The organism is Kineococcus rugosus (genome assembly GCF_050871975.1).
Taxonomy (GTDB): Bacteria; Actinomycetota; Actinomycetes; order Actinomycetales; family Kineococcaceae; genus Kineococcus.
The window spans coordinates 13,758-39,844 of the sequence record NZ_JBJLSJ010000029.1 but is presented as its reverse complement, the minus strand read 5'-3'; the positions used below and the strand labels follow the sequence as shown (position 1 = coordinate 39,844).

At 76.6% G+C, this 26,087-nt stretch carries 22 protein-coding genes and 1 tRNA gene; 8 read left to right on the top strand and 15 right to left on the bottom strand.

Annotation, left to right across the window (positions count from 1 at the left end):
- The first annotated feature begins 115 nt into the window (after window positions 1-115).
- Entirely contained in the window at window positions 116-529 is a 414-nt protein-coding gene (locus ACRYM6_RS16435; protein ID WP_432543963.1) for a VOC family protein, read from the top strand.
- Between the two features lie 10 nt (window positions 530-539).
- On the opposite strand, the gene ACRYM6_RS16430 is transcribed toward ACRYM6_RS16435, so the two are convergent.
- On the bottom strand, window positions 540-1,280 hold the full coding sequence (locus tag ACRYM6_RS16430; RefSeq protein ID WP_432543962.1) for a polyprenol monophosphomannose synthase: 741 nt from the start codon (window positions 1,278-1,280) through the stop codon (window positions 540-542).
- A 144-nt stretch (window positions 1,281-1,424) separates the two neighbouring features.
- On the opposite strand from ACRYM6_RS16430, the gene ACRYM6_RS16425 reads away from it, so the two are divergent.
- Window positions 1,425-1,517, top strand: a tRNA-Ser gene (locus tag ACRYM6_RS16425).
- 34 nt (window positions 1,518-1,551) lie between these two features.
- Window positions 1,552-1,881, top strand: coding sequence for a hypothetical protein (locus ACRYM6_RS16420; protein WP_432543961.1), 330 nt, complete (start codon window positions 1,552-1,554; stop codon window positions 1,879-1,881).
- A 16-nt stretch (window positions 1,882-1,897) separates the two neighbouring features.
- Here the strand turns inward: ACRYM6_RS16420 and ACRYM6_RS16415 are convergent, their stop codons facing one another.
- The 4 genes from ACRYM6_RS16415 to ACRYM6_RS16400 form a co-directional block, all read right to left on the bottom strand.
- A complete protein-coding gene (locus ACRYM6_RS16415) occupies window positions 1,898-3,487 on the bottom strand; it encodes a phospholipase D family protein (protein WP_432543960.1) in 1,590 nt (529 codons plus the stop codon).
- Entirely contained in the window at window positions 3,488-4,471 is a 984-nt protein-coding gene (locus tag ACRYM6_RS16410) for a cation diffusion facilitator family transporter (protein ID WP_432543959.1), read from the bottom strand.
- Entirely contained in the window at window positions 4,468-5,136 is a 669-nt protein-coding gene (locus ACRYM6_RS16405; RefSeq protein ID WP_432543958.1) for a transporter substrate-binding domain-containing protein, read from the bottom strand. The genes ACRYM6_RS16410 and ACRYM6_RS16405 overlap by 4 nt, the downstream gene beginning before the upstream one ends.
- A 170-nt stretch (window positions 5,137-5,306) precedes the next feature.
- Window positions 5,307-5,636, bottom strand: a complete 330-nt coding sequence (locus ACRYM6_RS16400; protein WP_432543957.1) for a TraR/DksA family transcriptional regulator — start codon at window positions 5,634-5,636, stop codon at window positions 5,307-5,309.
- A 120-nt stretch (window positions 5,637-5,756) separates the two neighbouring features.
- Here ACRYM6_RS16400 and ACRYM6_RS16395 point away from each other — a divergent pair, with 120 nt between their 5' ends.
- The 3 genes from ACRYM6_RS16395 (at window position 5,757) to ACRYM6_RS16385 (ending at window position 8,693) form a co-directional block, all read left to right on the top strand.
- Window positions 5,757-6,149, top strand: coding sequence for a hypothetical protein (locus ACRYM6_RS16395; protein ID WP_432543956.1), 393 nt, complete (start codon window positions 5,757-5,759; stop codon window positions 6,147-6,149).
- 97 nt (window positions 6,150-6,246) lie between these two features.
- On the top strand, window positions 6,247-7,800 hold the full coding sequence (locus ACRYM6_RS16390; RefSeq protein ID WP_432543955.1) for a diguanylate cyclase domain-containing protein: 1,554 nt from the start codon (window positions 6,247-6,249) through the stop codon (window positions 7,798-7,800).
- 68 nt (window positions 7,801-7,868) lie between these two features.
- Window positions 7,869-8,693 (top strand): nucleotidyltransferase family protein, encoded by an 825-nt coding sequence (locus ACRYM6_RS16385; RefSeq protein ID WP_432543954.1) that lies wholly within the window; start codon window positions 7,869-7,871, stop codon window positions 8,691-8,693.
- Here the strand turns inward: ACRYM6_RS16385 and ACRYM6_RS16380 are convergent.
- From ACRYM6_RS16380 to ACRYM6_RS16365, 4 genes are all read right to left on the bottom strand, one after another.
- Window positions 8,664-9,533 (bottom strand): diacylglycerol/lipid kinase family protein, encoded by an 870-nt coding sequence (locus ACRYM6_RS16380; protein ID WP_432543953.1) that lies wholly within the window; start codon window positions 9,531-9,533, stop codon window positions 8,664-8,666. The genes ACRYM6_RS16385 and ACRYM6_RS16380 overlap by 30 nt on opposite strands.
- Window positions 9,530-10,510 carry a D-2-hydroxyacid dehydrogenase gene (locus ACRYM6_RS16375; RefSeq protein WP_432543952.1) on the bottom strand — a complete coding sequence of 327 codons (981 nt, stop codon included), beginning with the start codon at window positions 10,508-10,510 and terminating at the stop codon, window positions 9,530-9,532. The genes ACRYM6_RS16380 and ACRYM6_RS16375 overlap by 4 nt, the downstream gene beginning before the upstream one ends.
- A gap of 36 nt (window positions 10,511-10,546) precedes the next feature.
- Complete coding sequence (locus ACRYM6_RS16370) at window positions 10,547-10,843, bottom strand: hypothetical protein (protein ID WP_432543951.1); 297 nt, start codon at window positions 10,841-10,843, stop codon at window positions 10,547-10,549.
- A gap of 121 nt (window positions 10,844-10,964) precedes the next feature.
- Window positions 10,965-12,008, bottom strand: a complete 1,044-nt coding sequence (locus tag ACRYM6_RS16365; protein WP_432543950.1) for an NAD(P)-dependent alcohol dehydrogenase — start codon at window positions 12,006-12,008, stop codon at window positions 10,965-10,967.
- Between the two features lie 154 nt (window positions 12,009-12,162).
- On the opposite strand from ACRYM6_RS16365, the gene ACRYM6_RS16360 reads away from it, so the two are divergent.
- Entirely contained in the window at window positions 12,163-12,534 is a 372-nt protein-coding gene (locus ACRYM6_RS16360; RefSeq protein WP_432543949.1) for an ATP-binding protein, read from the top strand.
- Here ACRYM6_RS16360 and ACRYM6_RS16355 read toward each other — a convergent pair.
- Entirely contained in the window at window positions 12,524-15,067 is a 2,544-nt protein-coding gene (locus ACRYM6_RS16355; RefSeq protein ID WP_432543948.1) for a SpoIIE family protein phosphatase, read from the bottom strand. The genes ACRYM6_RS16360 and ACRYM6_RS16355 overlap by 11 nt on opposite strands.
- 104 nt (window positions 15,068-15,171) lie before the next feature.
- Window positions 15,172-17,289: a SpoIIE family protein phosphatase gene (locus ACRYM6_RS16350; protein ID WP_432543947.1), complete on the bottom strand. Its 2,118-nt coding sequence runs from the start codon at window positions 17,287-17,289 to the stop codon at window positions 15,172-15,174.
- 146 nt (window positions 17,290-17,435) lie between these two features.
- Here ACRYM6_RS16350 and ACRYM6_RS16345 point away from each other — a divergent pair, with 146 nt between their 5' ends.
- Window positions 17,436-17,693, top strand: coding sequence for a hypothetical protein (locus ACRYM6_RS16345; RefSeq protein ID WP_432543946.1), 258 nt, complete (start codon window positions 17,436-17,438; stop codon window positions 17,691-17,693).
- On the opposite strand, the gene ACRYM6_RS16340 is transcribed toward ACRYM6_RS16345, so the two are convergent.
- The 4 genes from ACRYM6_RS16340 to ACRYM6_RS16325 all read right to left on the bottom strand — a co-directional run bounded on the left by ACRYM6_RS16340 (window position 17,683) and on the right by ACRYM6_RS16325 (window position 26,060).
- Complete coding sequence (locus tag ACRYM6_RS16340; RefSeq protein WP_432543945.1) at window positions 17,683-19,941, bottom strand: putative bifunctional diguanylate cyclase/phosphodiesterase; 2,259 nt, start codon at window positions 19,939-19,941, stop codon at window positions 17,683-17,685. The genes ACRYM6_RS16345 and ACRYM6_RS16340 overlap by 11 nt on opposite strands.
- Window positions 19,942-19,946: 5 nt before the next feature.
- Window positions 19,947-22,286 (bottom strand): diguanylate cyclase domain-containing protein, encoded by a 2,340-nt coding sequence (locus ACRYM6_RS16335; RefSeq protein WP_432543944.1) that lies wholly within the window; start codon window positions 22,284-22,286, stop codon window positions 19,947-19,949.
- A gap of 55 nt (window positions 22,287-22,341) precedes the next feature.
- Window positions 22,342-23,598 (bottom strand): MFS transporter, encoded by a 1,257-nt coding sequence (locus ACRYM6_RS16330; RefSeq protein WP_432543943.1) that lies wholly within the window; start codon window positions 23,596-23,598, stop codon window positions 22,342-22,344.
- Window positions 23,599-23,774: 176 nt separating this feature from the next.
- Window positions 23,775-26,060: a putative bifunctional diguanylate cyclase/phosphodiesterase gene (locus ACRYM6_RS16325; protein ID WP_432543942.1), complete on the bottom strand. Its 2,286-nt coding sequence runs from the start codon at window positions 26,058-26,060 to the stop codon at window positions 23,775-23,777.
- Between the last annotated feature and the right edge of the window lie 27 nt (window positions 26,061-26,087).

The following is a 26,087-nucleotide window of genomic DNA, read 5'->3' as shown; positions in this document are numbered from 1 at the left end:
AGCCGGGACCGTCACCGACGTCCTGCGACACGGCACCGATGACTCCCGGCCCGCCCGCCGGTCACGGGGGTGTGCGCCCGGACCCGCCGGGCGGCCCGTCCCCAGGAGGTTCCCCGTGGCCCCGTCCCTGAGCCCTTACGTCTGCCTCGCCGGCACCGCCCGCGAGGCGCTCGCCTTCTACCGGTCCGTCCTCGGCGGGGAGGTGAGCATCTCCACCTTCGCGGAGTTCGGCGGCGGCGAGGGCGTCGACCCCGACGCCGTCATGCACGGCCAGCTCGACACCCCCGCCGGCTTCACGCTCATGGTCTCCGACGCCATGCCCGGGATGGCGGCGGGCTCCGACGGCAACGTCGCCCTCTGCCTGACCAGCGACGACGCCACGCAGCTGCGCGCCTGGTTCGACGGCCTCGCCGAGGGCGGGAAGGTCACCACCCCGATGGAGCGGCAGGTGTGGGGCGACGAGTACGGCGCCCTCACCGACCGGTTCGGGGTGGACTGGATGGTGAACGGCGCTCCGCCCGCCTCCTGAGCGGGGGACGTCAGCGGCGGCCGGTGGGGCCGTGGCGGCGCATGCGCACCACGGCCAGCATCGCCTCGCCGATGATCTCCTTCGACATCTTCGACGTGCCGTGGGCCCGCTCGGTGAACAGGATCGGCACCTCCCGCACCGTCGCGCCCCGCTGCAGCGCCGCCAGCGTCGTCTGGATCTGGAACGCGTACCCGGCGGCCGTCAGCCCCGAGAAGTCGATGCGGCGCAGCAGGTCGGCGCGCCACGCCTTGAAACCGCCCGTCAGGTCCGCCACCGGCGCCCGCAGCAGCACCCGCGCGTAGACGTTCGCGCCGCGCGACAGCGCCTTGCGGTACCACGGCCACGCGTCGTCCAGGGCGCCGCCGGGCACGTACCGCGCGCCCAGGACGAGGTCCGCGCCGTCCGCCAGCTCGGCCAGCATCCGCTCCAGCGCCTCCACGGGGTGCGACCCGTCGGCGTCCATCTGCACGACCACGTCGTGGTCCCCGGTGGCCAGGGCGTGCGCGAAACCGGCCCGGTAGGCGGCCCCCAGGCCGTCCTTCGTGGTCCGCGTCAGCAGCCGCACCCGCCCGGCCGGGTACCGCGCCGCGACCTGCTCCACCAGCGCGCCCGTGCCGTCGGGGGAGGAGTCGTCGACGACCAGGACGTCGGGGGCGACGGGGGAGGCCAGGACCCGGTCGAGCATCCCCGTGATGTTGTCGGCCTCGTCGTACGTGGGCAGGACGACGACGCAGCGCAGGGCTTCGGCCAACGGGAACTCGCTCGGTGATCGGGGACGAGGGGTCGCCCGACGCTACACCGACCCGGACCGGAGCGGACGCCCCCGGTCGGCGCGGGGGCGGTCGTCCCGACCGGGCGGGTCCGGACCGCCCCGGTCCGTATGCTGGTCCGGCCGGGAGGGCTGGCCGAGTGGTTGAAGGCGGCGGTCTTGAAAACCGCTAGGGAGGTACCCATTCCTTCCTCATGGGTTCGAATCCCATGCCCTCCGCTCCCGGGCCCGCGCGGTGGGCTTCAATCCACGGGTGAGCGGTGACACGGACGACGACATGGCGGTCTTCCGCGGGCTGGTCGCGCGCGACACCGCGACGTGGCGGGCCGTGCTGCGCGCCGAGTCCGACCGCGGCCGGATGAGCCTGCAGTACGAGGAGGCCGCCGCCGAGCACGAGGACTGGCACGGCCTCATGCACCTGGCCGCCATCGGCCCCGACGGCCGGGTCTGGGAGTCCCTGGCCGCCCACCGCGAGGAGGTGCTGGCGGCGCTGTTCGAGCGCCGAGCCGTCGAGGGCGACCACGTCGCCGCCGCCCGGTACGCCGACTGGGACGGCGAGGAGGGCGGCGAACCCCGGGGGTAGCCGTCCGCGGCGGGCGTCAGCGCTCGCCCTGGTCGAGGACGTGCCGGTGCAGCGGCACCGCGAACGCCCGCTGCCACCACCGCAGCACGGGATCGCGGTGGACCCGCAGCCGCCCGCGGGGACGGGGACCGCGGCGGCCGGCGTCGTGCCAGGCGTCCAGCGCGGCGGCGCTGCGCTCCAGCGCCGCGACCGCGTCGCCCGGGTCGAGCAGGTCCGCGTCCTCACCCTCCTCCCGGTCGAGGTGCTCGCGCAGCAGCCGCAGCCGCAGGTCCCGCGCGAAGCGGCGCGCCCCGTCGCCCAGCCCCGCCGGGTCGGCCGGCTCGCGCAGGTCCCGCTCGCCGTCGAGGACGGCGGCCGACAGCTCGGAGTCGTGGGTCCACGACCGGCGGTTCAGGTTGGCGCTGCGCACGCAGGCCCACACGTCGTCGACGACGGTGACCTTGGAGTGCACGTACACCGGCTCCCCGGCGTGGTTCTCCACGTCGAAGACGTGCACCCGCGCACCCCCGGCCGCGCGCAGCGCCCGCAGCGCGCGGACCTGGCCCAGCAGCAGCGACGGCCCGGCCAGCGGCCCGCCGCGCTTCGGCTCCCGCGGCAGCAGCACGACCAGGTGCAGGTCCGGGTTCTCCCGCAGCGGCGCGGCGAAGGCCTCCGCCACCTGCTCCGACCACAGGAACTGCTCCTCCACGTACACCAGCCGCCGCGCGCGGCGCAGGGCCCGGGCGTGCCCGCGGGCGGTGCTGCGCTCCCCGTGCGGCGCGAACGGGTACCGGGGGTGGCGGTGCGGGTAGGTGCGCAGCAGCTGCACCGCGCAGGAACCGGCCGGACCCGGCGCCGGGAGCTGCGGCGGCAGGCCCGGCGGGCGCCGCAGCAGGCGGCGGGCGAGGTCGGGCACGAGCTGCCACGGCAGCAGGGACAGCGGCGCGCGGTCCTCCCACCGCTCCCGGAACACCGTCTCCACGTCCCGCACCGCCGGACCGCGGACCTCCACGCTCACGTCGTGCCAGGACGGGCGGTCGCCGTACCGGCGACCGAACGCCATCGTCTGGGCGTCCCCGCGGTGCGCGGCGTCGTCGCGGCGGGAGTGGCCGAAGTCCACGCTGCCCACGAAGGCGACGTCGTCGTCGGGGCGGGAGCCGTGGCGCACCAGGAGGAACTTCTGGTGGTGGCTGCCCAGGGTGCGCACCCGCTGGTCCAGCACGACCTCCGCACCCGGGCCCTCGACGCCCTGGGCGAGGTGGCGGTTGCGCTCCGGGAGGGCCCTCAGGACGTCCCACGGCGAGCGCCACACCAGGCCCTTCACCAGCGCCCCGCGCCGGGCGGCCGCCGACAGCGCCTCGGCGATCGTCGGCCCGTCGTCGGTCAGCAGCTCGTCGGGGTCGCCCTGCCAGCCGGCGAAGAACACCGCGTCACCCTCCCCGGCGCCCTCCAGCGCGGCGGCCACGGCGCGGAAGTACGCCACGCCGTCCACGAGGGGCCGGACCAGGTCGCCGTCGCTCCAGGCGGGCAGGGCGGTGGCGTCGTTGCCGCGCTCGCCGCGGTCGAGCAACCAGGGGTGGCCGGCGTCCCCGTCGCCGGGGGCGGGGCGCCCGGTGGGTCCGGGCACTCAGCGGTCCTCCGGCCGCGGCGTCGACCCGCCCTGGCCGTGCAGCGCGGGCAGGAGCACCACGGCGACCTCCCGCAGGCGCCAGTCGAGCCGCTGCAGGTCGTCCATCGCGTCCTGCACCAGGTGGGGGAGCGGCGTCCCCGCTCCCCCCGGCACGACGTAGACCTCCCCGGTGACGAGGTGGCCGTGCTCGCGCAGGCGGACCTCGGCGTCCTGCACCCAGGCCAGGGACCGGACGTGCTGCTCCACCGTCGCGATGAGTTCCAGCGGCTCCTGGGTGCCGGGGCTGGTGGGGACGCGGTCGATGAGGTCGGCGAAGGCGGCCTTGACGTTGCGCAGGCCGTCGCGGGCGATGTCCAGGGAGATGACGATCGCGGCCACCGCGTCGGCCCACCACAACCCGGCTCCGATGCCGAGGACGCCGACGATCGCGGCCACCGCCGTGAGCCAGTCCGCGCGGTTCATCTCCGCGTCGGCGTAGAGGACCTTGTCGTGCAGCTTCGACGCCATCGGCAGCTTCATCCGGCCCAGGACGACCGCCGGCACCGCGCTCCAGACCAGGGCGGCGATCATCGGCCAGCCCAGCCACAGCTGGAACCCGAGGACCTCGACGAGCCCGATGGAGGGCCGTTCCCGGGTGACCAGCCGGTGGGCGGAGTCCGCGAAGAGCAGCACGCCCATCACCAGCAGGGCGAAGGAGGCGATGAGGTAGGCGGCGCTGACCACCCGGTGGAAGCCGTAGGGGAAGCGCTGGCTGGCTCGGCGTTCCCGGAAGCGGGAGGCCACGAGGAAGGCGATCGCCGGCAGCAGGCTGAGCAGGTCCTCCACCCAGGCGGCCTTCATGGCCTGCGACTGGCCGAGCACCAGGCCCATCAGCGCGACGGCGCTGACCAGGTAGGCCAGGGTCCACCGCTCCAGCCGCACCGCCCGCCGGTACAGCCGCTCCACCTCGGGCGGCATCTCGTGCTCGGCGTAGACCCTCACGCGCTCTCCTCGTCCAGCAGCCGTTGCACGTGGGTGGGCTCCAGGCCCAGCAGGAAGCGCTCGACCTCCACCTGCCAGCCGCTCTCCCCGGACCGCACCGCCCAGACGTGCTCGGCGGACTGCAGCTCCACCCCGGTCGCCTCCAGCTGGTGCAGGTCCAGCTCCCAGTCCTCCACGGCCACCGGACCGGTGCCCCCGCCCGCGTCGGGCACGACCTGCGGCTCGGCGCCCGCGGCGCGCAGCAGGCCCTCGACCTGCGGGTCCGCCTCCAGCCGCACGGTACGGCCCTCGACGTCCTCCGGGACGGGCTCACCCTCCGGCACGGCCACGACGGACCGGGTGGTGACGTAGGGCCGGGTGAACGTCACCTCCGTCGTCCACGGGTCCTGCGCGGTCAGGCCCCCGACGACCAGGTCCAGCGCCCCGTCGTGCAGGCCGGACACCAGCTCGGCGGTGGCGCCGGGTGCCCACGCGACCTCCGCGTCCACCCGGGCGGCGAGCTCCTCCACCAGGCGCACCTCCACGCCCCGCGGCTGCGGGCCGGTGGACGCGGCCCACGGTTCCGCCTCGACGATCCCCACGCGCAGGGTGCCGCCGCGCACCCGGTCCGCGGTCCCGTCGGCGTCCCGCGGCCACTGGCACCCCGTGACGAGGACTCCCGCCACGAGTGCTCCCGCGGCGCAGCGCAGACCCGACCACGCGGCTCTCGACCCTCGCACCATCCGGGCAGCCTCCCAGTCCTCCCCGGGGACGGCTCCCCGACGGCCCGGGACGCCCGCCACCGTCGGGGAGCCGGGCGGGAGCCGCACGTCACCGAGCGGACCGGCCGCGCGGCTCAGCCGCGGTGCTCGGGGCACAGCGTCTGGACCCAGGGCGCCGACCCGTCGGGCGCACCGGGCCGGCCGCAGACCTCGCAGACGCGGAAGGACTCGTCCTCGGCGTCGCGGACCAGCGCCGCGGCGCGCTCGTACTCCGCCCCGCCCACGGCGACGGTGAAGTCGGCGTGGTAGCGCAGGCCGCCGAACTTCTCCTTGACCGCGGCCACCGTGTAATCGGGGTCGATCGCCCGCAGGGACTCGTGCAGGCGCGTGATGAGCGGCCACCAGCCGGGGCCGGTCTCGACGACGGCGTGGGGCCCCTCGAAGGGCAGTCGCGGCTCGGTCACGACCCACCAGGTAGCAGCCCGGCGGGCCCACCGCCAGCGCCGGGCCCCGCACCCCCCGTCGCGTACCCTGACCGGGCCCCCTCCCACCGGTGGGCGACGGAACGACCAGGGAGCAGGACGATGAGCGCGGTCGTGGGCCCGGAGATGACCCCCCAGCGCCGGGCGACGGCGCTGCGGGCGTTCCACACGCTGCCCCGCGAGGACCGTCAGGACGCCGTCGCGCTGGCCCGGCAGGGCCGCCGGCACCCCGACGAGCGGGTCGCGGCCGTCGCCTGGTGGTACGCCGCGGCCGTGCTGCAACCGCGCTGGTACAACCGGCTGCCGCTGGCGGTGCCCGTCGTCGTCGTCCTCGCGCTGCTCGCGGCGTCGTTCGCGCTGAACTCCTGGCCCCTGGGGTTCCTCGCCCTCGTGGTGCTGCTCGTGACGGCCGCGCTGGTGCGGCAGCGGCTGCTCACCGCGCCGCTGCTGGGGCTGATGCGGCCGCCGTCGGCGGGTGACGTCCCGCAGGACTGACCGGCGGCCCGCCCCCGTTGTTCCGGACGGGTGACAGCGGTGGGCCGACGGGTGGAGGACCGTCCAGGACGGTCGCCGCGACGACGATCAGGATGACGTGCGAACCGGGTCGAGCGACGGACGGGCCGCGCTGAGCGCCTCGGGCCGGCTCGGCGCGGACTTCGGCGTCCTCGCGCTCGCCGTCGTCGCCCTCGCCGTCGCCCAGGCCGTCCTGGGCCGGGGGACCACGCCCGCGCTGCTGGTCGTCGGTCTCGCCGAGGCCGTCGCCGCCTTCGCGGCCGCCGTCGCGCTGGCCCGGACGGGGTGGCGGACCGTGCCGGCGGGGTGGTCGCGCCGCAGCTGCCTGCTGCTGGCGCTGGCGTGCGCCAGCTGGGGTGCCGGGCAGCTCCTCTACGTCACCCAGGACGTCCTGGACCTCGACGCCAGCGCCACCACCCTGGCCGACGGCCCGTTCTTCGCCTACTCGGTGCTGGCCGTGGTCTCGATGTCGGCGCACCTGTGGGACCGCGGCCGCTCCCACCTCGGCGTCGGCGCGCTCCTGGACGGCCTGCTGCTCGGCACGTCGCTGTTCACCGTCCTGTGGGTCGTCTCCCTCGGCCACGCCGTCCGGGTCTCCGGGTCCCCCGCCGCCGAGCTGGTCCTGCCGCTGACCTACCCCGTCCTGGACGTCGTGTACCTGACCGCCGCGATCGTGCAGCTGGCCCGCCTGGGCGTCACCGGCGTCGGGGTCCTGTGCGTCCTGGCGGCCGGCGCGATGTCCGTGGCCGACGCGACGTACTTCTACGGCGTCCTGGCCGTCGAGGGGTTCCAGACCGGCGGGGTCGCGGACTTCGGCTGGGTCGTCGCGTTCGGCGTGTTCGCCATCGGCGCCCGCTACCGCCGCGTCACCACCCGCCGGCAGCGGGCGCCGTCGCCGGGCTCGTGGGGCTGGCTGGTGCCGTACGCGGCGATGCTGCCGGCCACGGCCCTGGGCGCCGCGCGGTTGTGGGGGACCACCGACCGGCTCGTGCTGGTGGCGCTGCTGCTCATGGCCGTCCTCGTCATGGGGCGGCAGTTCCTGGCCCTCGACGACCACCGCCGGCTGCTCGCGACGGCCGAGCGCCAGCGCCGGCTGCTCGACGCCGTGGCGCACGTCGACCCCCTGACCGGTCTGGAGAACCGCCGCCGGTTCGCCGACCGGATCGCCGACGCCGTCCGCCGCGGCCTGGAGACCGGGTCGCCCGTGGTCGTCGCCTTCGTCGACCTCGACGGGTTCAAGGCCGTCAACGACACCCTGGGCCACGCCGCGGGCGACGACCTGCTGCGCGGGGTCGCCGTCCGCCTGCGCACCTGCGTGCGGGAGGTCGACTGCGCGGCCCGCTGGGGCGGCGACGAGTTCGCCGTCCTCGTCACCGACCCCGGCGCGGACGCCGACGGCGTCGCCGGCCGGTTGCGGGACGCCTTCGGCGAGCCGTTCGTCGTGGCCGGTGCCCCGCTGCGCGCCTCGGCCAGCGTCGGCGCCGTGCGGGAGGACCCGCGGCGGCTGCTGGCCGCGCTGCCCCCCGGCGGCGACCCCGTCCCCGAGGTCGTCGAGGCGCTGCTGGCCGCCGCCGACGCCCGGATGTACGCCGTCAAGCGCGCCCGCCGCGGCACCGTCGGCGCCGAGCGCTGACCCGGCCCCCGCCCGGCCGCCGGGAAAGGGCTGGACGGGGGGTGGGGGCCGGGCGCAGCCTCGCCGGTGTGGAACCGTCCGCGATCGCCGCCCGGCTCGTCGAGGTCCCCGGGGTCGTCGCCGTGACCCTCGGCGGCAGCCGCGCCCGCGGGGAGCACTCCCCGGGCTCCGACGTCGACCTGGGCCTGTACTACCGGCCGCCGCTGGACGTCGCCGCGCTGCAGGCGCTCGCCGACGAGCTGTCCGAGGTCCCGGCCGCGGTGACCGCGCCCGGCGGGTGGGGGCCGTGGGTGGACGGCGGGGCGTGGACGCGGATCGGCGGGAGGGCCGTGGACTGGATCCACCGCGACCTGGACCGGGTGCGGCGTAGCTGCGACGACGCGCGCGCGGGGCGGTTCGAGTGGCACCACCAGGCCGGGCACCCGCTGGGGTTCCCGGGCACCACCTACGCCGGGGAGCTCTTCCACGCCGTCGTGCTGGCCGACCCCACGGGCGAGCTGGGCCGGACCCGGCCGGCGGGGTTCCCGCCGGCGCTGCGGGCCGCCGTCGTGGACCGGTTGTGGGAGGCGGAGTTCCTGCTCGGCGGCGCCGCGAAGGCCGCGCCGCGCGGGGACGGCGCGTACGTCGCGGGCTGCCTGTTCCGCGCCCTGCTGCTGTGCGTGCACGCCCTGCACGCCGACGCGGGCCGCTGGGTGCTCAACGAGAAGGGCGCGGTGGCGGCGACGGCGCGGCTGCCGCGGGCCCCGGCGGGGTTCGCCGGCCGGTGCGCGGCGCTGTTCGCCGCCACCGGGTCCACCCCGCAGGAGCTGGCCGGCACCCTGGCCCGGGCGCGGGACCTGCTGGACCAGACGCGGGCCGCGCTGTCAGAGGACCGTCCGCAGGGCCAGCGGTAGGCAGCGCACCGTCAGCGACGAGCCCGCGTCGACCTGGAACACCTCCCCGTCGAGCTGCAGCGGCGTCGGGGTGTGCGTGCGGAACTCGTACGGTTCCGAGCGCGACCGGACCGGGTGCGCGCCGCGCAGGACGCGGGTGAACTCGGCCAGCAGCCGCAGCTTCCCGCGGTGCGGGATGAGCAGCGTCTCGTAGCGGCCGTCGTCGGTGGCGGAGTCCTCGGCGAGCTGGGCGTACTTCGCCATCCGGTCGATGTTGGCGAACAGCAGGCTGTCGAGGCGGATGTCGTCCCCGTCGTGGGTGATGGTCAGCGGCCGGTACCGCCAGAACGCGCGGACCACCAGCATCGACTCCTTCACCGCGTCGAGGTCGTGCTCGTTCAGCGCCGCCGCCGCGACGGGCGTGATGCCGATGCCGACGTAGGAGTGGGCGACGCGGGTGCGCCCGGCCCCGGAGACCTCCAGCAGGTCCATCGGCGTGACCCGGCCCCCGGTGGCGACGTCGCGGATCGCCTCGGCCAGCGGGCGGTCCTGCGTGGCGGTCGCGTGGTCGTTGGCGTTCCCCGACGGCAGGACGGCCGCCAGCCCGCGCCCGCCGCTGACGACGCCGTTGACGACCTCGTGGTAGCCGCCGTCGCCGCTGGCGGACACGACCAGCGTGCCGTCCTGCTCGCGGACGGCGTCGCGGGCGATCTCCTCGGCGTGCCCGGCGCGCTCGGTCTCGACGAGCTCCACGTCGACCACCCCCTGGAGCTCGTCGCGCAGCCGGCGCGCGTTCGACGGTCCGTCACCGGTGCTGTTGGGGTTGAGGACGACGACGACGCGACGGATGGTTTCGCTCACGTCGTCACCGTAGGGGTCGTGGCGTACCCGTGCTCCTCGTCGACGACGTGCAGCAGCTCCTCGCCGGCGGTGAAGCGCCGCACCTGCTCGCGCAGCAGGTCCTGCAGGCGGCGGGTGAAGCCCTCGGCGTCCCCGGCCAGGTGCGGGGAGACGATCGCGCCGGGGGTGTCCCACCAGGGGCTGTCCGCGGGCAGCGGCTCGCGGTCCCACACGTCCAGCGCGACCCCGCCCAGCCGGCCGCCGGTGAGTGCGCGCCGCAGGGCGTCCTCGTCGACGACGGGGCCGCGGCCGACGTTGACGACGATCGTGCCGGGGCGCATCGCGGCGACGACGTCCGCGCCGACCAGGCCCCGGGTCGCCGGGGACAGGGGGGCGGTGACGACGACGACGTCGTGGTCGGCGACGACCGCGGGCAGGTCCTGCGGGCCGTGCAGCGCGCCGAACGGCGGGGCCGCGGGCCGGGCGGTGCGGACGACGCCGTCGACGGGGGCGCCGAGGGCGGTGAACACCCGCGCGACCCGGGTGCCGATGGACCCGGCGCCGACGACGAGGACGCGGCGGCCGGCGAGGCTGCGGGTGACGCGGTGCTGCCAGTGGTGCCGGTCCTGGAGGCGGACGGTGGTGGGCAGGTCCTTGAGGAACGCCAGGACGCAGGCCAGGACGTACTCGGCGATGTCGCCGTCGAGGACCCCGCGGCTGCAGGTGAGGGTGCTCGGGTGGGCGCGCAGGGCGGGGAACAGCAGCCGGTCCGGTCCGGCGCTGGAGGTGTGCACCCAGCGCAGCCGGCGGGGCGCGGCGGCGGCCCAGGCGTCCGCGACGCCGTCGTGCATGCCGTCCCAGACGACGAGCCCGTCGGCGCGGGCGAGCGCGGCGGGCAGGTGCGGGTCGGTGGGGCCGACGACGTGGACGGTCGCCAGGTCGCGCAGCGGCGCGGGGTCCGGGGAGCTCCCGACGGGGACGATCAGGATCTCGGTCACGCCGTCATCCTCCCCGCCGCGGCGACCGGGGCGGGGTCAGGCGCGGTGCCGCACGGCGGCGAAGGGCTCGGCCGCGGTGAGGTCGACCACGCGCCGCAGCGGCGGCGGGGCGTCGAGGAAGAGGGCGTCGCGGTGCCCGTCGTGCGGGTGGGCCGAGTGGTGGGTGCGCACCGCCCCGGCGGCGGCCAGGACGCCGGCGGCCTCGGAGACCGCGCTGCAGGGCAGGCCCAGGGCGTCGGCGATGGTCGAGGCGGCGAGGGCGCCGCGGTGGTCGCGGTACCAGGCGCGCGCGAAGGCCAGGGTGCGCTGCTCGTCGTCGGTGAAGCGTGGCATCGGCGCTCCAGGGCTGGTGGGCGGGTGCGCACGCAGCGTAGGTGGCCGGTGTTTCAGGCACGTGACGTCCGGCCCGGGGGTGCCGCCCGGCGGGGGTTCCCCCGCCGGGCGGGACCGGGTGTCAGAGGGTGGAGGTGTCGATCACGAAGCGGTACCGCACGTCGGAGGCGAGGACCCGCTCGTAGGCCTCGTTCACCTGGTCGGCGGCGATGACCTCGACGTCGGACCCGATGCCGTGCTCGGCGCAGAAGTCGAGCATCTCCTGGGTCTCGCGGATCCCGCCGATGTTCGACCCGGCGAAGCTCTTGTTGCCCATGACGACGGAGAACATCTGCAGGGACAGCGGCTTCTCGGGCAGCCCGACGTTCACGAGGGCGCCGTGCACGTCCAGCAGCGACAGGTAGGCGTCGAAGTCCAGCATGGCGCTGACGGTGTTGATGATGAGGTCGAACCGACCGCGCAGGGCGGTGAACGTCTCCGGGTCGGAGGTCGCGTGGTAGTGGTCGGCGCCCAGGCGCAGCCCGTCCTCCTGCTTCTTCAGGGACTGCGACAGCACGGTCACCTCGGCGCCCAGCGCGTGGGCGATCTTGACGGCCATGTGGCCGAGGCCGCCGAGGCCGACGACGGCGACCTTCTTGCCGGGGCCGGCGCCCCACTGCTTCAGCGGGGAGTACGTCGTGATCCCGGCGCACAGCAGCGGCGCGGCGACGTCGAGGTCGATGCCCTCGGGGATGCCGCACACGAAGCCCTCGGTGACGACGATCTGCTGGGAGTACCCGCCGTGGGTGGGCTTGCCGTCCTTGCCGACGCTGTTGTAGGTCCCGACGTTGCCCTTCAGGCAGAACTGCTCGTCACCGGCGAGGCAGTTCTTGCACTCCCCGCAGGAGTCGACCATGCAGCCGACGCCGACGCGGTCGCCGACGGAGTACTTGGTGACCTCGGAGCCGACCTCGGCGACGATCCCGGCGATCTCGTGACCGACGACGACGGGGTAGGTGGCCGGGCCCCACTCGCTGCGGGCGGTGTGGATGTCGGAGTGGCAGATCCCGGCGAACTTGATGTCGATCTTGACGTCCTTGGGCCCGACGTCGCGGCGCTCGACCTCGAACGGGGTCAGCGGCTCGGTCGCGGACGTGGCGGCGTACGCCTTGACGGTGGTGGGCACGACGTCTCCTGGGGGGAGTTGACTGACGGGTGGGACGCTCCATCGCGCCGTCAGGAACGGTAACCCGGACCCCCGCGGCCCGCAGCACCGGTGGTTGCGCCTTCTACCAGACGCGCCCCGGACGTCGCAGCAGCACCATGGGGTGGTGTGCACGGTGACTCCCGAAGCCGGTCTGGACCTGCCCGCCGACCTCAGCGCCGGCCGGCGGGCCCGTGAGTTCGTGCGGTCGCGGATCTGCCCCGACCACGGCGGGGACGTGCTGGAGCGGGCGCTGCTGGCGGTGTCCGAGCTCATCGTGAACGCCGTCGAGCACGGCCGCCCCCCGGTGCACGCGCACGTCGCCTGCCGCTGCGGGGTGCTGCGGCTGGAGGTCAGCGACGGCAGCCCGCAGCCGCCGCGGCACAACGTCGCCGACAGCGCGGCGGAGTCGGGCCGCGGGGTCGCGCTGGTCGCGGCGGTCTGCAGCGACTGGGGGGTCCGCGCGAGCGGGCGCGGCAAGACCGTCTGGTGCGACCTCACGGCCTGAGCGGCACCGGGCTCCCGGGCGGCCGGGGGCGGTCCCCGGGCAGCACCTGCAGCACCAGCAGCGCCACGTCGTCCTCGCGCCCGTCGGCCAGCCGCTCCACCAGCGCGTCGCACAGCTCGTCGGGGGTGCGGCCGGCGAGGTCGGCGACGTGCCGGCGCAGCCGTTCCAGCCCCACGTCGAGGTCCTCGCCGCGCCGTTCGACGAGGCCGTCGGTGCACAGGACCAGGGTGTCGCCGGCCTCCAGGTCGGTGGTGTGGTCGTGGCGGTCCAGGCCGGTGCCCAGCCCCAGCAGCAGGTCGGGCTCGCGGTCCAGCAGCTCCGCGCGCCCGTCGGCGTGCAGCAGCAGCGGCGGCAGGTGCCCCGCGCTGGACCAGCGCAGCACCCGGCGCCCGGCCGCGGCGCCCGGCGGGCCCGGCTCGACCCGGGCGAGCACGGCCGTGCCCAGGGTGTCGACGGCGAGGTCGCGCATGGCCCGCTCGAGGGCGAGCAGGACGCGCGCGGGGGAGTCCCCCACGGCGTGCGCGACCCCGCGCAGGACGTTGCGAACCTGCGCCATCGCGACGGCCGCGCCGCGGTCGTGGCCGGTGACGTCGCCGACGACCAGGCAGGTGCTGCCGTCGCGCAGGACGAACCCGTCGTACCAGTCGCCGCCGATCTGGGCGCCGTCGGTGGCGGCGACGTACCGGGCGACCAGGTGCAGGTGGTCCGGTGCGGGCAGGTCGGCCAGGAGGCTGAGCTGGAGCTCCTCGGCGAGCCCGCGCTGCTCGGCGTACAGGCGCCCGTTGTCCAGGCCCAGCCCGATCTGCCGGGTCAGCTCCTCCAGCTCGGTGACGTCCTCGTCGGTGAACGGGGGCCGCAGCCTCCCGCGGACCAGGGTCAGCAGCCCGCGGGTGCGGCCACGCCCGCGCAGCGGCAGGACGAGGGTGGAGGCGGGGGCCAGCTCGGTGAGCAGGTCGCGGGCGCGGCCGGGGGCGAGCTGGCGCTCCAGGTCCGGCGGCCAGGTGTGCGTCACGCGCGTGCCGGTGCCCCCCAGCAGGGCGGCGCGGGCCGCGGAGGTCTCGGTCCAGGCGCCGGCGCGGACGGTGCGGTACTCCTCCAGCACCCCGGCGAGGGCGGGGTCGCGGTGGACGGCGCCGACGTCGCGCAGCCGGCCGCGCCAGTCCCCCTGGCCCTCGTCGAAGACGGAGGCGATGACCCAGTCCCCGTGGCGGGGGACCAGGCTGCGGGCGGCCTCGACGAGGGCGGTCTCGGCGTCGGCGGTCTCGGTGAACGCCGACGCGACCCCCGCGAGGGTCTCGGCCCGTTCCCGGTTGCGCTCGGACAGGCGCTGCGCGGCGACGCGCTCGGTGATGTCGAGCAGGTAGACGCCGAGGCCGTCGGGCAGCGGGACGACGCGGTTCTCGTACGACCCGCGCAGCGGGGCGGGGAAGTGCGTGTCGAACGCCACCTCCTCGCCGGTGCGGGCCACGTGCCGCAGCTGCCGCTCGGTCTCGGTCCCCACCAGCGGCGGGAACACCTCCCAGACGGTCCGCCCGATCAGCTCCGCGCGGGGGCGTCCCAGCACCCGCTCGGCCTGGGAGTTGACGCGGGTGTACCGGAAGGCGTGGTCGAGGGTCAGGTAGCCGACGGCCATGGCGTCGAGGACGGCGCCCAGGCGCGCCTCGCCCTCGTGCACCGCGGTGAGGTCGGTGACGGCGCCGATGAGGCGGGCGACCGAGCCGTCGGCCCCGGTCACGGGCTCGCCGCGGGAGACGACCCAGCGGGTGGAGGAGTCCGGGCGCACGACGCGGAACTCCGCCTCGAACCGCCGCCCCTCGCGCACGGACCGCCCGACGGCCTCGGCGACGCGGGCGCGGTCGTCGGGGTGGACGGCGGACAGGAAGCCGTCCACGGTCCGGCCGGAGGTGGTGGGGGCCAGGCCGAGCAGGTCCAGCACGACGTCGTCCCACAGGAGCGAGCCGTCGGTGACGTCCCAGTCCCAGGTGCCGATCCCGGCCGCGCGGGCGGCCTCCTCGAACGCCGCGGCGCGCCGCGCACCGCGGTGCTCCTCGGTCAGGGCCGCGACCTCCAGCCGCCCGGTGGCGACCTCGGCGAGCTCGGCCAGGACGTCGGTGTCGCGCGGCGTCCAGTCCCGGGCGTCGTGCTGGTGGACGCACAGCGACCCCACGACGGTGCCGTCGTCGGCGACCAGGGGGACGCCGAGGTAGGAGCCGAGGACGCCGGTGCGGACGACGGCGAGGTCGCGGACCCGCCCGTCGCGGGTGGCGTCGGGGACGGTCAGGGGGGCGCCGGCGCGCACGACGAGGTCGCACAGGGACGCGGCGCGCTCCACCGTGCTGCCGGTGCGGGCGGCGGCCTCCCCGGCGGCGACGACGGTGTGCTGCACGTCGGTGAGGAGCGCGACCTCGGCGGAGGTGGCGCGCAGCAGGCGGCCGGCGAGGTCGGCGACGACGCCGAGGGCCTCGTGGGGGGCCGAGCGCAGGAGGCGTCGCGTGGCGGTCACCCGCTCCTCCTCGCGCGTGCGGTCGATCACCCTCGCACCTCTCCACGCGGGACGGGACGCCGGTGCGTGAGCACCTCGATCCACTATGACCCACCACGCAGAGTGACGACACGGGAGCGAGCGCCCGCCCCGGCTCACGCGTCGGCGCCGGCCGCCCCCACGCGCACCGCGACGATGGCCACGTCGTCGTCGCTGCCCTCGGGCAGCATCCGCCCCAGCAGCTCGTCGCAGACCGCTTCGACGTCCTCGCCGGCCAGGGAGGCCACGACCTCGCGCAGCTCCCCGAGCCGGACGTCCATGGCGCGGTCGCGCCGCTCCACGAGACCGTCGGTGTACAGCAGCAGCGTGGCGCCCGGCTCCAGGACGCTCTCCTGCTGGTCGCGCCGCTGCCCCGAGCCCAGGCCCAGCACGATGCCGTCGCCGTCGAGCAGGCGCGCCGACCCGTCGGGTTCGGCGACCACCGGCGGCAGGTGCCCGGCGGTGCACCAGCGGATGCGGCGCGCGCCGTCTCCGGCCTCGAACTGCAGGACGATCGCGGTCGCCAGCGTGGACAGCCCCAGGCCCTCCAGCACCCCGTCGAGGCGGCGGACCACCTCGGCCGGCTGCGCGGACCGGTCGTAGGCCAGCGCGCGGACCAGGGTCCGCAGCTGCCCCATCGCGGCGGCGGCGGACACGTCGTGGCCCATGACGTCGCCGATGACGACGACGGTCGACCCGTCGGGCTGGGTGAAGGCGTCGTACCAGTCCCCGCCGACCTGCGCCGCCTCGGCGGCCGGCAGGTAGCGCGTCGCGATCGACAGGCCGGGGGACTCCGTCGGGGGGGTGAGCAGGCTGCGCTGCAACGTCTCCGAGGAGGTGCGCTGCTGGGCGTACAGGCGCGCGTTCTCCAGCGCGACGCCCGCGCGGGCGCCGAGGTCGGCGGCGGTGGCGAGGTCGTCGTCGGTGAACGGCGGCCGGTCGGGCCCGGACAGCAGCGTCAGGGAGCCGGTGACCGCGCCGCGGGCCCGCAGCGGCACCACCACGGCGCTGCCCAGGCCCAGGCGCCGCAGCAGGTCGGCGACCTCCCGGGTGGTGGTGCCCCGCTCGACGTCGTCGTCCCCGACCCGGACCAGGGTGGGGCCGAGGTCGCCGCGCAGCACCCGCATGGAGATGGAGTCCTCGCTCAGCCCGGCGCGCAGCTCCTGGAAGCGCTCGGCGTCGGCGGCCCGCTCGGGGCTGGCGTGGGTGGCGCGGACGTGCCGGGTCCGGCCCGTCGCGTCCAGCATCGTCGCGAACGCCCACTCGGCGAAGTCGGGGACCACCAGCGAGGGCAGGAGGTCCTGCGCGGCCACGGGGTCGAGGACCTCCGAGAGCCGGTCGGTCACCGAGGACAGGAACTCCAGGCGGCGCTTGGCGTCGCGGGCCACCCCCAGCGCGGCGTCGCGCTCGCGCTCGGCCTGCACGCGCAGCGTCACGTCGGACTGGACCCCCACGAAGTGCGTGACGCGGCCCTGCGCGTCGTGCACGGGGGAGATGACGACCTCGTTCCAGAACGCGGTGCCGTCCTTGCGGTAGTTCAGCAGGAGCTCGGTGACCGTCTCCCCGGCCCTGAGGGCCTCCCGGATGCGCTGCACCGCGGCGGGGTCGGTGTCCGGGCCCTGGAGGAAGCGGCAGTTGCGGCCCAGCACGCCCTTGCCGTAGCCGGTGACCTTCTGGAACGCCGGGTTGACCCACACCAGCGGGTTGTCGGGCTGGGTGGGGTCGGAGATGGTGAACGACAGGTCGCTGGCCAGGACGGCGCGCGAGTGCAGCCGCTCGGCGGAGTCCTGAGCGTCCCGGACCAGCTCCTCCTCGCGCAGCGGCAGCAGGGCCACCAGCGCGAGCCCGGACAGCTCGTCGACGGGCGCGTCGGACAGCGGCAGGCCGATGACCCACAGGGCCTCGCGGGCTCCGGACATGTCCGAGGAGCGGGCCGCGGTGACGCGCTCGCCCTGGACGGGCTCGCCGCGCGCGATGCGCGACAGCGGGGAGGAGCCGTTGGCGGGGTCGGTGATGTCGTCGCCGGACTCGCCCTCCAGGCCGGCCCGCCGCGACCACTCGTCGACCGGGCACGGCAGGGTGGTCCCGGGGGCGAGCTGCTCGGCGAGGGGGTTGGCGAACAGGACCACGCCGTCCTCGACGCGCACGAGCAGGACCGCACCGGGCTGGCCGTGCAGCACCTCGGGCAGGTCCGCCAAGGCGCCACCGGCGACCGCCGCGTTCGTCCCGTCCATCGGGAGGACTTTAATGCCGGTTCGCGGGCCCCGCGCGCGGCGGGATCCGGTCACGGCTGCAGCACGCTCGGTGACTGGTTGCGCCGGGTGCGGTGAGGTCCGGGCAGGTGGCCGTGGGCGACACCGGCGAGGTGCACACTGTTCACGTGATCGCCTCGCACGACGAGTGGCTCGACGGCCTCGACGACACCCTCCGGGCCGAAGCGCTGCACTGCCTGATGACCGGCACGTACTCGCGGTCGCTGCTGGCGTCGCTGCGCCGCGACGGCCCGGTCATCTCCCGGCGCGAGCGCGGTCTGGACGACCCCGAGAAGGTCCACCCCGGCGACCCCCTGGGCGCGAACCTGCAGACCTTCCTGCGCGAGCGCCTCGTCCTGCAGGCCCCCGAACCCGTCAGGCGGTGACGCGGCCGACCAGCGCCGCGACCTCCCCGGCCGGCACCGGCCGCGAGAACAGGTAGCCCTGCGCGCTGTCGCAGCCCAGGGACCGCAGCAGCGCCACCTGGTCGGCCCGCTCGACGCCCTCGGCCACCACCCGCAGCCCGAACGCGTGCGCGGCGTGCACCATCAGCCCGATCAGCGCCTCGTCCTGCGGCTGCGCCGACACCAGGAAGCTCCGGTCGATCTTCAGGGTGTCCAGCGGCAGCGAGCGGAACTGCTCGATGGAGGCGTAGCCGGTGCCGTAGTCGTCCAGGCTCAGGCCCACCCCCAGGGCCTTCAGCTCCCGCAGGTTCGGCAGGACCCGCCCGGTGTCCAGGACGACGGTCTCGGTGACCTCCACGACCAGGGCCCGCGGCGGCAGCCCCGCCGCGGCGAGCGCCCGCGCGACGTCGTCGACGACCCCCGGCTCCAGCAGGTGCCGGCCCGACAGGTTCACCGCGACCCGCACGTCGTCGGCGACGGTCCCCTCCGCGCGCCACCGCGCGAGCCGGCCCGCCGCCTCGCCCAGCACCCAGCGCCCGATGCGGCAGATCAGGTCGCTGCGCTCGGCGACGGGCACGAACAGGTCCGGGCGCACCGTCCCGCGGCCGGGGCGGTGCCAGCGGATCAGCGCCTCGAAGCCCGTGATCCGGCCGCTGTCGAGGTCCAGCACCGGCTGGTAGTGCAGCTCGAACTCCCCGCCGGCGAGGGCGGCGGCCAGGGCGGCCTCCAGCTCGGCCTGCTCGGTCAGCTCGGCGCGCAGCGCATCGTCGAAGAACCACGTGCGGCCCTCGCCGGCCCCCTTGGCCCGCCCGGTCGCGGTGACGGCCTCGTGCAGCAGCTCCGTCGCCGCGACCTCCCGGCCGGGGCGCTGCACGGCGATCCCGACGCAGCAGGTCAGGGTCAGCTCCGTCCCGGGCAGCGCGACGGTCAGCCGGGTCAGGCGCTCGGCCAGCCGCCCCAGGGCCGCCTCGTCCGGGACGTCCTCCACGACGACGACGAACTCGTCGCCCCCCAGGCGGCCGACCCGGTCCCCAGCGCCCACGGCGCCGACCAGCTCCCGCGCCAGCGCCCGCAGCGCCCCGTCGCCGGCGCCGTCGCCGAAGCTGTCGTTGACGCGGGTCAGGTGGTCGACGTCGACGACGAGCAGCCCCACCGCGCGGCGGGTGCGGGCGGCCCGCTCCTGGGTCTGCCGCAGCAGCTCCAGGGCCGTCGCCCGGTTCGGCAGCAGCGTCAGCGGGTCGTGCGCGGCGTGGTGCGCGGCCTCGGCGCGCAGCCGCTCGGCGGCCCGCGCGGCCCGCTCGGCGGCCAGCACCGCCCCGCGCACCCGCACCAGCCCCAGCACCACGACCACCGCCGCGGCCACCGTGGTCTCCCACAGGTGCACGCCGGTCACCCCCGCCGTCTGCAGGGCCAGGGCCACCGGGACGGTGCCCATCGCGGCGCCCAGGACCCCCAGCCGCCGCCAGCTGCCCGGCGCGGCGGTCTCCTCCGGCTCGGCCGCCCGCACCATCGACGGGTGCAGCGCGGCCGCCCCGTACAGCAGGTACGACACGAGCCAGCACGCGGTGCTGGCGCTGCCGGCCAGGCCCTCGCCCTCACCGACCAGGACGAACGCGACGTCGGCGACCGGGACGGTCAGCGCCCCCAGCCCCAGCAGCCGGGTCGCGGCGGTGGACCCGCCCGCCACGGCCGCGCACCGCGCGAGCAGGCCCAGCAGCACCAGGTCGAAGACGGGGTAGGCCAGGTCGATCGCCCGCAGCCCCCACGACCGGGCGGCGTCGTGCACGACGGGCTCGCCCAGGAAGATCCACAGCGGCAGCGCCAGCGCGGTGACGACGATCCCGACCTCGACGCGGTCGGTGGCGCTCACGGGCCGCCGCCCCGTGAGGGTGAGGATCCCCGCGCACAGCAGCGGGAACGCCGCCACGAAGAAGGCGTCGGCGACCGACGGGTACGGCTCGACGCGCCGCACCAGCTCCAGCCAGTAGTAGACGGCCTCCCCGGCGGCGCTGCACAGCTGACCGGCCGCCAGCAGCAGCCACGGCAGCCGCCGCGCGGGCCGGTGGCGCCGCAGCCCCACGAGGATCGCCGCGCCGGACCCGCCGGCGACCAGCAGGTACAGCACGGCGCGCAGGGGACCGGCGGGCAGGGCGACCGCCGCCGCGGCGACCGCGGCGCCGACGACCAGGTACCCCCGCCACCACCCGCGCACGACAGGAGTGTGGTGCACGGCCCTCACCGCGCGGGATCGGCCACGGCGGACGGCGCCGGTCCCGCGACGACGGTGCTGTCCCGGGTCAGCTTGCCCCGGTACAGGGCGCGGTCGGCGCGGGCGATCGCCTCCTCCGGCTCCTCCCCGGGCACCCACTGGCACACCCCGGCGGTGCAGGTCTGGCCGTCGGGCACGACGGACCGGATGCGGTCCACCACGTCGACGGCGTCGTCGCCCGTGCAGCCGGGCAGCATCAGCGCGAACTCCTCACCGCCCCAGCGGGCCAGGGTGTCGCCCTCGCGCAGCTGCGCACCGGCCGCGCGCGCGAACTCCCGCAGCAGCTCGTCGCCGGCGAGGTGGCCGCGGGTGTCGTTGTAGCGCTTGAAGTGGTCCAGGTCGAGCATCGCGAACGTCAGCGCGGTGCCGGTCTGGCCGGCGCGCGCGACCTCCTGCCGGGCCAGCTCGTCCCAGCGGCGCCGGTTCACCACCCCGGTCAGGGCGTCGTGGTCGGCGGCCCGGGCCAGCTGGGCCAGCAGGTCGGCGCGGGAGAACGCGTGCGCCGCCTCGGCGGCCAGGCCGGTGAGGACGGCCGCCGTGGTCGGGTCCAGCCCGCTGAGCGGTTCGTGCCAGATCACGGCCAGGACGCCCAGGACGCGGCCGTCGGCGTCCACGACGGGCTGCCACGCCCCCGACGCCGAGCCGCACCCGGCGACCAGCGCGGAACTGGCACCCGGGTGGGACGGGACGTCCGGGACGAACAGGGGCCGGCAGGACAGGTAGCTGGTCAGGGTCAGGCTCACGTCGCCGCGCACGTCGAGGTCGACCGCGAAGCCGTCCGGCAGCCCCGCGGTGGCGGTCGAGACGAGCCGGCCGGACCCGTCGGGCTGGGCCAGGAACGCGCCGTCGGCGCCGGCGATCTCCACGGCCGCCGCGCAGACGGCCCGCCGCGGGTCGTCGGCGGTCAGCACCGCGCGGGAGGCCGCGGCGAGCCGCTCGACCCGCAGCGAGTGCGCCTCCAGCTGGGCGTTGGCCCGCGCCAGCGCCTGCTCGCGGGCCTTGACGGTGGTCAGGTCGTGCATGGCGACGACGGCGCCGAGCACGGTGCCGTCGTCGTCGGTGACGGTGCGCCCGTTGCACTCCACCGGGACCGCGCGCCCGCCGGGGCCGACGACGACCATCTCGACCCCGCTGACCTCCCCCTCGGCCAGGGTCCGCGCCAGCGGCACCCCGGCGGCGGGCAGCGGGGTCACGCCGTCGGCGGCGAACAGGCGGTAGTTCGCGGGGTGACCCTCGGGGTCGAGGGCGGGGTCGGCGTCCAGGCCGTGCCAGTCGCGGGCGGTGTCGTTGAACACCACGACCCGCCCCTGCGGGTCGGCGACGACCATCCCGGCGCTGACGCTGGACAGCACGGCCTGGGTGAACCGGTCGCGGCGCTCGGCGTCGGCGCGCGCGGCCCGCAGGTGCGCGACGAGCTCGTCGCGCTCGTCGCGGCCCACGGCCAGCGCCAGGCCGAGGCAGGCGAGGAACCCGGCGTGGACCTGCACGAGCAGGACGCGCAGGGCGTCGTCGTCGACGGGCGAGAAGGGCCCGGTCCCGTGGAGGGTGCCGATGACGGCGACGGCGGCCACGACGAGGTCGACGGCCACGACGATCGTCGTGTCGAACCGCAGGGCCAGCCAGATCGTCGCGGCCAGCGGCAGGAACGCCAGCGGCATCGCCCCGTGGGTCCAGAACACGGCGCCGTAGGCCAGCAGCGAGGTCGTGACGGCGAGCAGCAGCTCGAGGGCCGCGAAGCGGCGGCGCGCCACCCGCACCGGGACGCGGGCCTCCAGGCGCAGCAGGACGGGCGCGACGAGGACGATCCCGGCGAAGTTCCGGGTGAACCAGACGGCGGTGCCGACCCAGGTGAGGGGGCCGTCGGTGGCGGCCACGACGAGGAGCCCACCGAGCGTCCCCCCGGCGCACGCGACGGCGGTGGTGGCCAGCAGCACGGCCAGCTGCCGCGACCCCGGGCTGGCCGGCTGCGGCCCGCCGCGGGGGGACCAGCGGTCCCGCACCCACGCGAACAGCAGCGCCTGCCCCACGTTGGTCAGGACGAAACCGGCCAGCAGCGCGGGCGCGGCGCCGGTGAGGGCGTTCACGACGATCGTGGCGGCGGTCAGCAGCGCGGCGTCGAGGACGCGGCGGCGGCTGCCGCACATCCAGGCGGCGGCGACCCCAGCGGCGGGCCAGACGAGGGCGACGGGGCTCCCGTCGAGCAGGGTGAGCCGGCCGAGGTACACCGCGCCGGCGAACAGCGCGGTGAACAGCAGGCTCCGGCCCAGTGCGCGGGCACTGGTCCGGGGCGCCGGTCGGTGGGTCACCGGAGAGGTATCGGCACGCCGGGGGGCCGGACGTAGCCCTCGCGCGCGGGTCGTCTCAGGTCCGGTCCGCCGCCCGGGGGCCGCGCTGGGCGAGGGTGACGACGAGCACGAGGACGAGCAGGGCGGCGGCCAGGCCGTCGAAGCCGACGCGGGCCAGGACGGGCCCGGACAGCGCGCCGCCGGCGGCCCCGGCGCAGTTCATCAGGGAGTCGGACACGCCCTGCAGGCGGGGCCGCTGCGCGGGCGCGACCGCGGTGCTGACGAGGGTGGAGCCGGCCACGACCGAGGCCGACCACCCCAGGCCGAGCAGGACCAGGCTGACCGTCACCAGCGTCGTGTCCGCCGCGCCGACCAGGGCCGTCAGCAGCGCGGCGAGGTACAGGGCCTGCCCGGCCAGGACGACGGTGCGGGCGCCGAACCGGTCGCTGAGGGCGCCGAAGAGGGGGGACAGGGCGTACATCCCGGCCACGTGGAGGCTGATGGTCAGGCCCACGACGCTCAGGGAGGCGCCGTGCCCGGTGAGGTGCACGGGGGTCATCGCCATCAGCGCGACCATGGTCGCGTGGCTGGCCGCGACGGTCAGCACGGCGCGGCGCGCTGCGGCGGAGGTGCGCAGCAGGGCCGTCCCGCCGGCCGGGCGCGCGGCGGAGGGGCCGTCCGGGGTCTCGGCCGCCGCGGCCGCGGTGGCGGTCAGCAGCGGGTCCGGCCGCAGCCCGGTGAGGAAGACGACGGCGCCCAGCGCCTGCGCCGCGGCGGAGATGACGAACCCTCCGGTGAGCGGGGGCAGGCCCAGGGCCCGGCCGACGTGCTCGCCGGGCTCGAACAGGTTCGGCCCGGTCACCGCCCCGAGGGTCGTGGACCAGACGACCAGCGACAGGTCCCGCCCGCGGGTGCTGGCGGTGGCGAGGTCGGTGGCGGCGAAGCGCGCCTGCAGGTTCAGGGCCTGGCCCGAGCCCATGAGCAGCAGGCCCACCAGCAGCATCGGGAAGCTCCCCAGCGCCGCCGCGGCGACGACGGTCCCGCCGCCGAGCACGGCGAGCAGCGCCCCGGTGCTCAGCGAGGTCCGCCGTCCCCGGGCCTGGGCGAGCCGGGCCAGCGGCACGGCCAGCGCGGCCGCCCCGAGGGTCGACGCGGTGGCGGCCATCCCCGACCACGCCGGGGATCCGGAGACGTCGGTGATGAGCAGCGCACCCAGGCTGAGGGTGGCGCCGGTCCCCAGGCCGCCCAGGACCTGGCCCGCGGCCAGGACGCGCACGACCCGTCGTTGCAGGTCGCGGTGGTCGGGCCGCTGGACGGGGGTGCTCGCCGACAAGGGGTGCCTCCGGTCGTGTCGTGGTGGGGCCGGGCGGCGTGCCGGGGCCGCGTCCGTCGGGGGTGAGGGTCCCACCGCCGGCGGGTGCGGCGCCGCTGGTTTGATCCGTCGTCGTGCGCGACGGGGTCGACGCCGTCCCGCCCGGCCGTGCCCCCGCACGGAGCGCAGGCAGCGCCCTACGCCGCGCCGGACGCCATCAGCGGCTCCGGCACCGGGTGCACCCGGGCCAGCTCCTCCGCCAGCCGTTCGCGCGGCACGGCCGCGGAGTACAGCCACCCCTGGCCCAGCGGCGCGGAGATGAACCGGCACAGCGCGGCCTGCTGCTCGGTCTCGACGCCCTCGACGACGACGGTCAGGCCCAGGCGGTTGGCGAGGTCCACGACGCACGTCACGATCGACTGGCCGGTCACGTCGTCGGTCAGCGACTGCGTCAGGGACCGGTCGATCTTCAGGACGTGCACGGGCAGCCGGCCGAGGTAGCCGAACGCGGAGTACCCGGTGCCGAAGTCGTCGATGGCGATCCGGCAGCCGAGCCCGGCGAGCTCGGTGACGACCCGCTCGGCGGGGGAGTCCTCGTCGAGGAACACCGACTCGGTGACCTCCAGCGTCAGCAGGTCCGGCGAGATGCCGCTGCGCTGCAGCAGGTCCACGACGACGTCGGTGAACCCGGGGGACTGCAGCTGCACCACGGACACGTTCACGGCGAGCCCGACGCCGCGGGCGAACACCCCCGCCTCGTGCGCCGAGTCCACCGCCCGCCGCAGGACGTGCTCGCCGAGCGCGACGACGAGGTTCGACTCCTCGGCGACGGCGATGAACTCCACCGGGGAGATCCGCCCCAGCACCGGGTCCGTCCAGCGGGCCAGGGCCTCGAGCTTCTCGACCCGGCCCGTCGTGAACGACACCACCGGCTGGAAGTGGACGTCGACGGAGCCGTCGGCGATCGCGGCGGCGAGGCGGTCGCGCAGCAGGCTGCGCCGGGCGTGCTCGGCGGCCACGGTCCCGGAGTACGCCGACACCGAGCCCGGGCCCCTGCGGTGGGCGTCGCGCAGCGCGATGTCGGCCTGCGCGTAGGGCTGCATGACGTCGACGGCGTCGACGGCGTCGACGGCGCCGTCGGCGCCGTCGGTGCCGCAGGTGCCGCCGAAGGGGACCGCCGCGATCCCGGCGACGGCCGTCACCGGGAAGCGGGCCGCGCCCTCGACCTGCCGGGGTGCGCCGGCGACGGCCGCGAGGAGCGCCTCGGCCGCCCGCAGGCACTGCGCGGGGTCGCCGGGCAGGACCACGGCGAGCTCGTCGCCGCTGGTGCGGAACGCGGACCCGCCGCGGGCGGCGGCGACGTCGGCGACCGCGCCGGCGGCGGCGGCGATGACGGCGTCACCGGCGCTGACGCCCAGGACGTCGTTGACGTCGTCGAGGCCGCCGAGCTCGACGAGGACGAGGCAGGTGGCGCGGTCGGGCTCGGTGAGGGCCCGTCGCAGCAGCGCGCGGTTGCCCAGGCCCGTCAGGTCGTCGTGCAGGGCCTGGAACGTGAGGTGCGCGGTGGTGCGGTCGATGGACCGGGCCGTCGCGGCGTGCCGGACCGTGAACGTCACCAGGACGGTGATGTACAGCCCGTACAGCACGGAGTCGGCGCGCGGGTCGACGACGAGGAACGCCAGGTCCACCAGCAGGATCGGGCCGGGCACCAGCGAGGCGGTCTCCAGCCGCCGGGCGGCCCGCTCGGCGGCCTGCCCGCCGTGCCGGACGACGCCGTCGCGGGGCAGCGCGAGCAGCCCGACGGCCCCGCCGAGCGCCGCGACGGCCACCGCGACGGCCGTGACGGCGGGCCGCTCGCCCAGGAGCAGCGCGGTCAGCGCGGTGCCGACCGCGTTGAGGGTCAGCCCGGCCGCGGCCACCCGCAGCCGGGGCTGCTCGACGGCCAGGGCGATCGCGCAGCACGCCACGACGGACGTCACGACGATCACGGTGAGCGTGGCCGCCGTCCAGCCCGGCGGGCCGTGGTGACCGGTGCGGGCCAGCGCGTCCCACCCGGCGGTCGCCAGGGCGCTGCCCAGCATGAGGGCGTCCACCACCAGGGGCGGGTCGTCGCTGCCGGCGCGGGCCCGCACGAGCAGCCGCAGCAGCACCGCGAGCGCCCCCAGTTCCGCGCCCGCGAGCAGCAGCGGGGCGAGGGGGAACGGGCCGGCCTGCGCGTCGGGGAACAGGCCCGCGGTGAGGACACCGGTGGCCCACGCGGTGGACGCCACGAGGTACTGGCCGCTGTTGCGGCCGTGGTGCAGCGTCACGAGCGCGGTCGCGATCACCAGCAGGCCGACGATCCCGACGACCACGACGGGCCCGTCCACCGCCCCCGGGACGTGCCCGGCCAGGGCGGTGAGCCCCGCCGCGAGGGCCAGCAGCCCCGCGCCGCCGGCGACGCGGCCCGCGGTGGGGCGCGTCGGGGTGAGGGCGGGCAGCACGGACGTGGTGTCGACCGATCCCGTCGC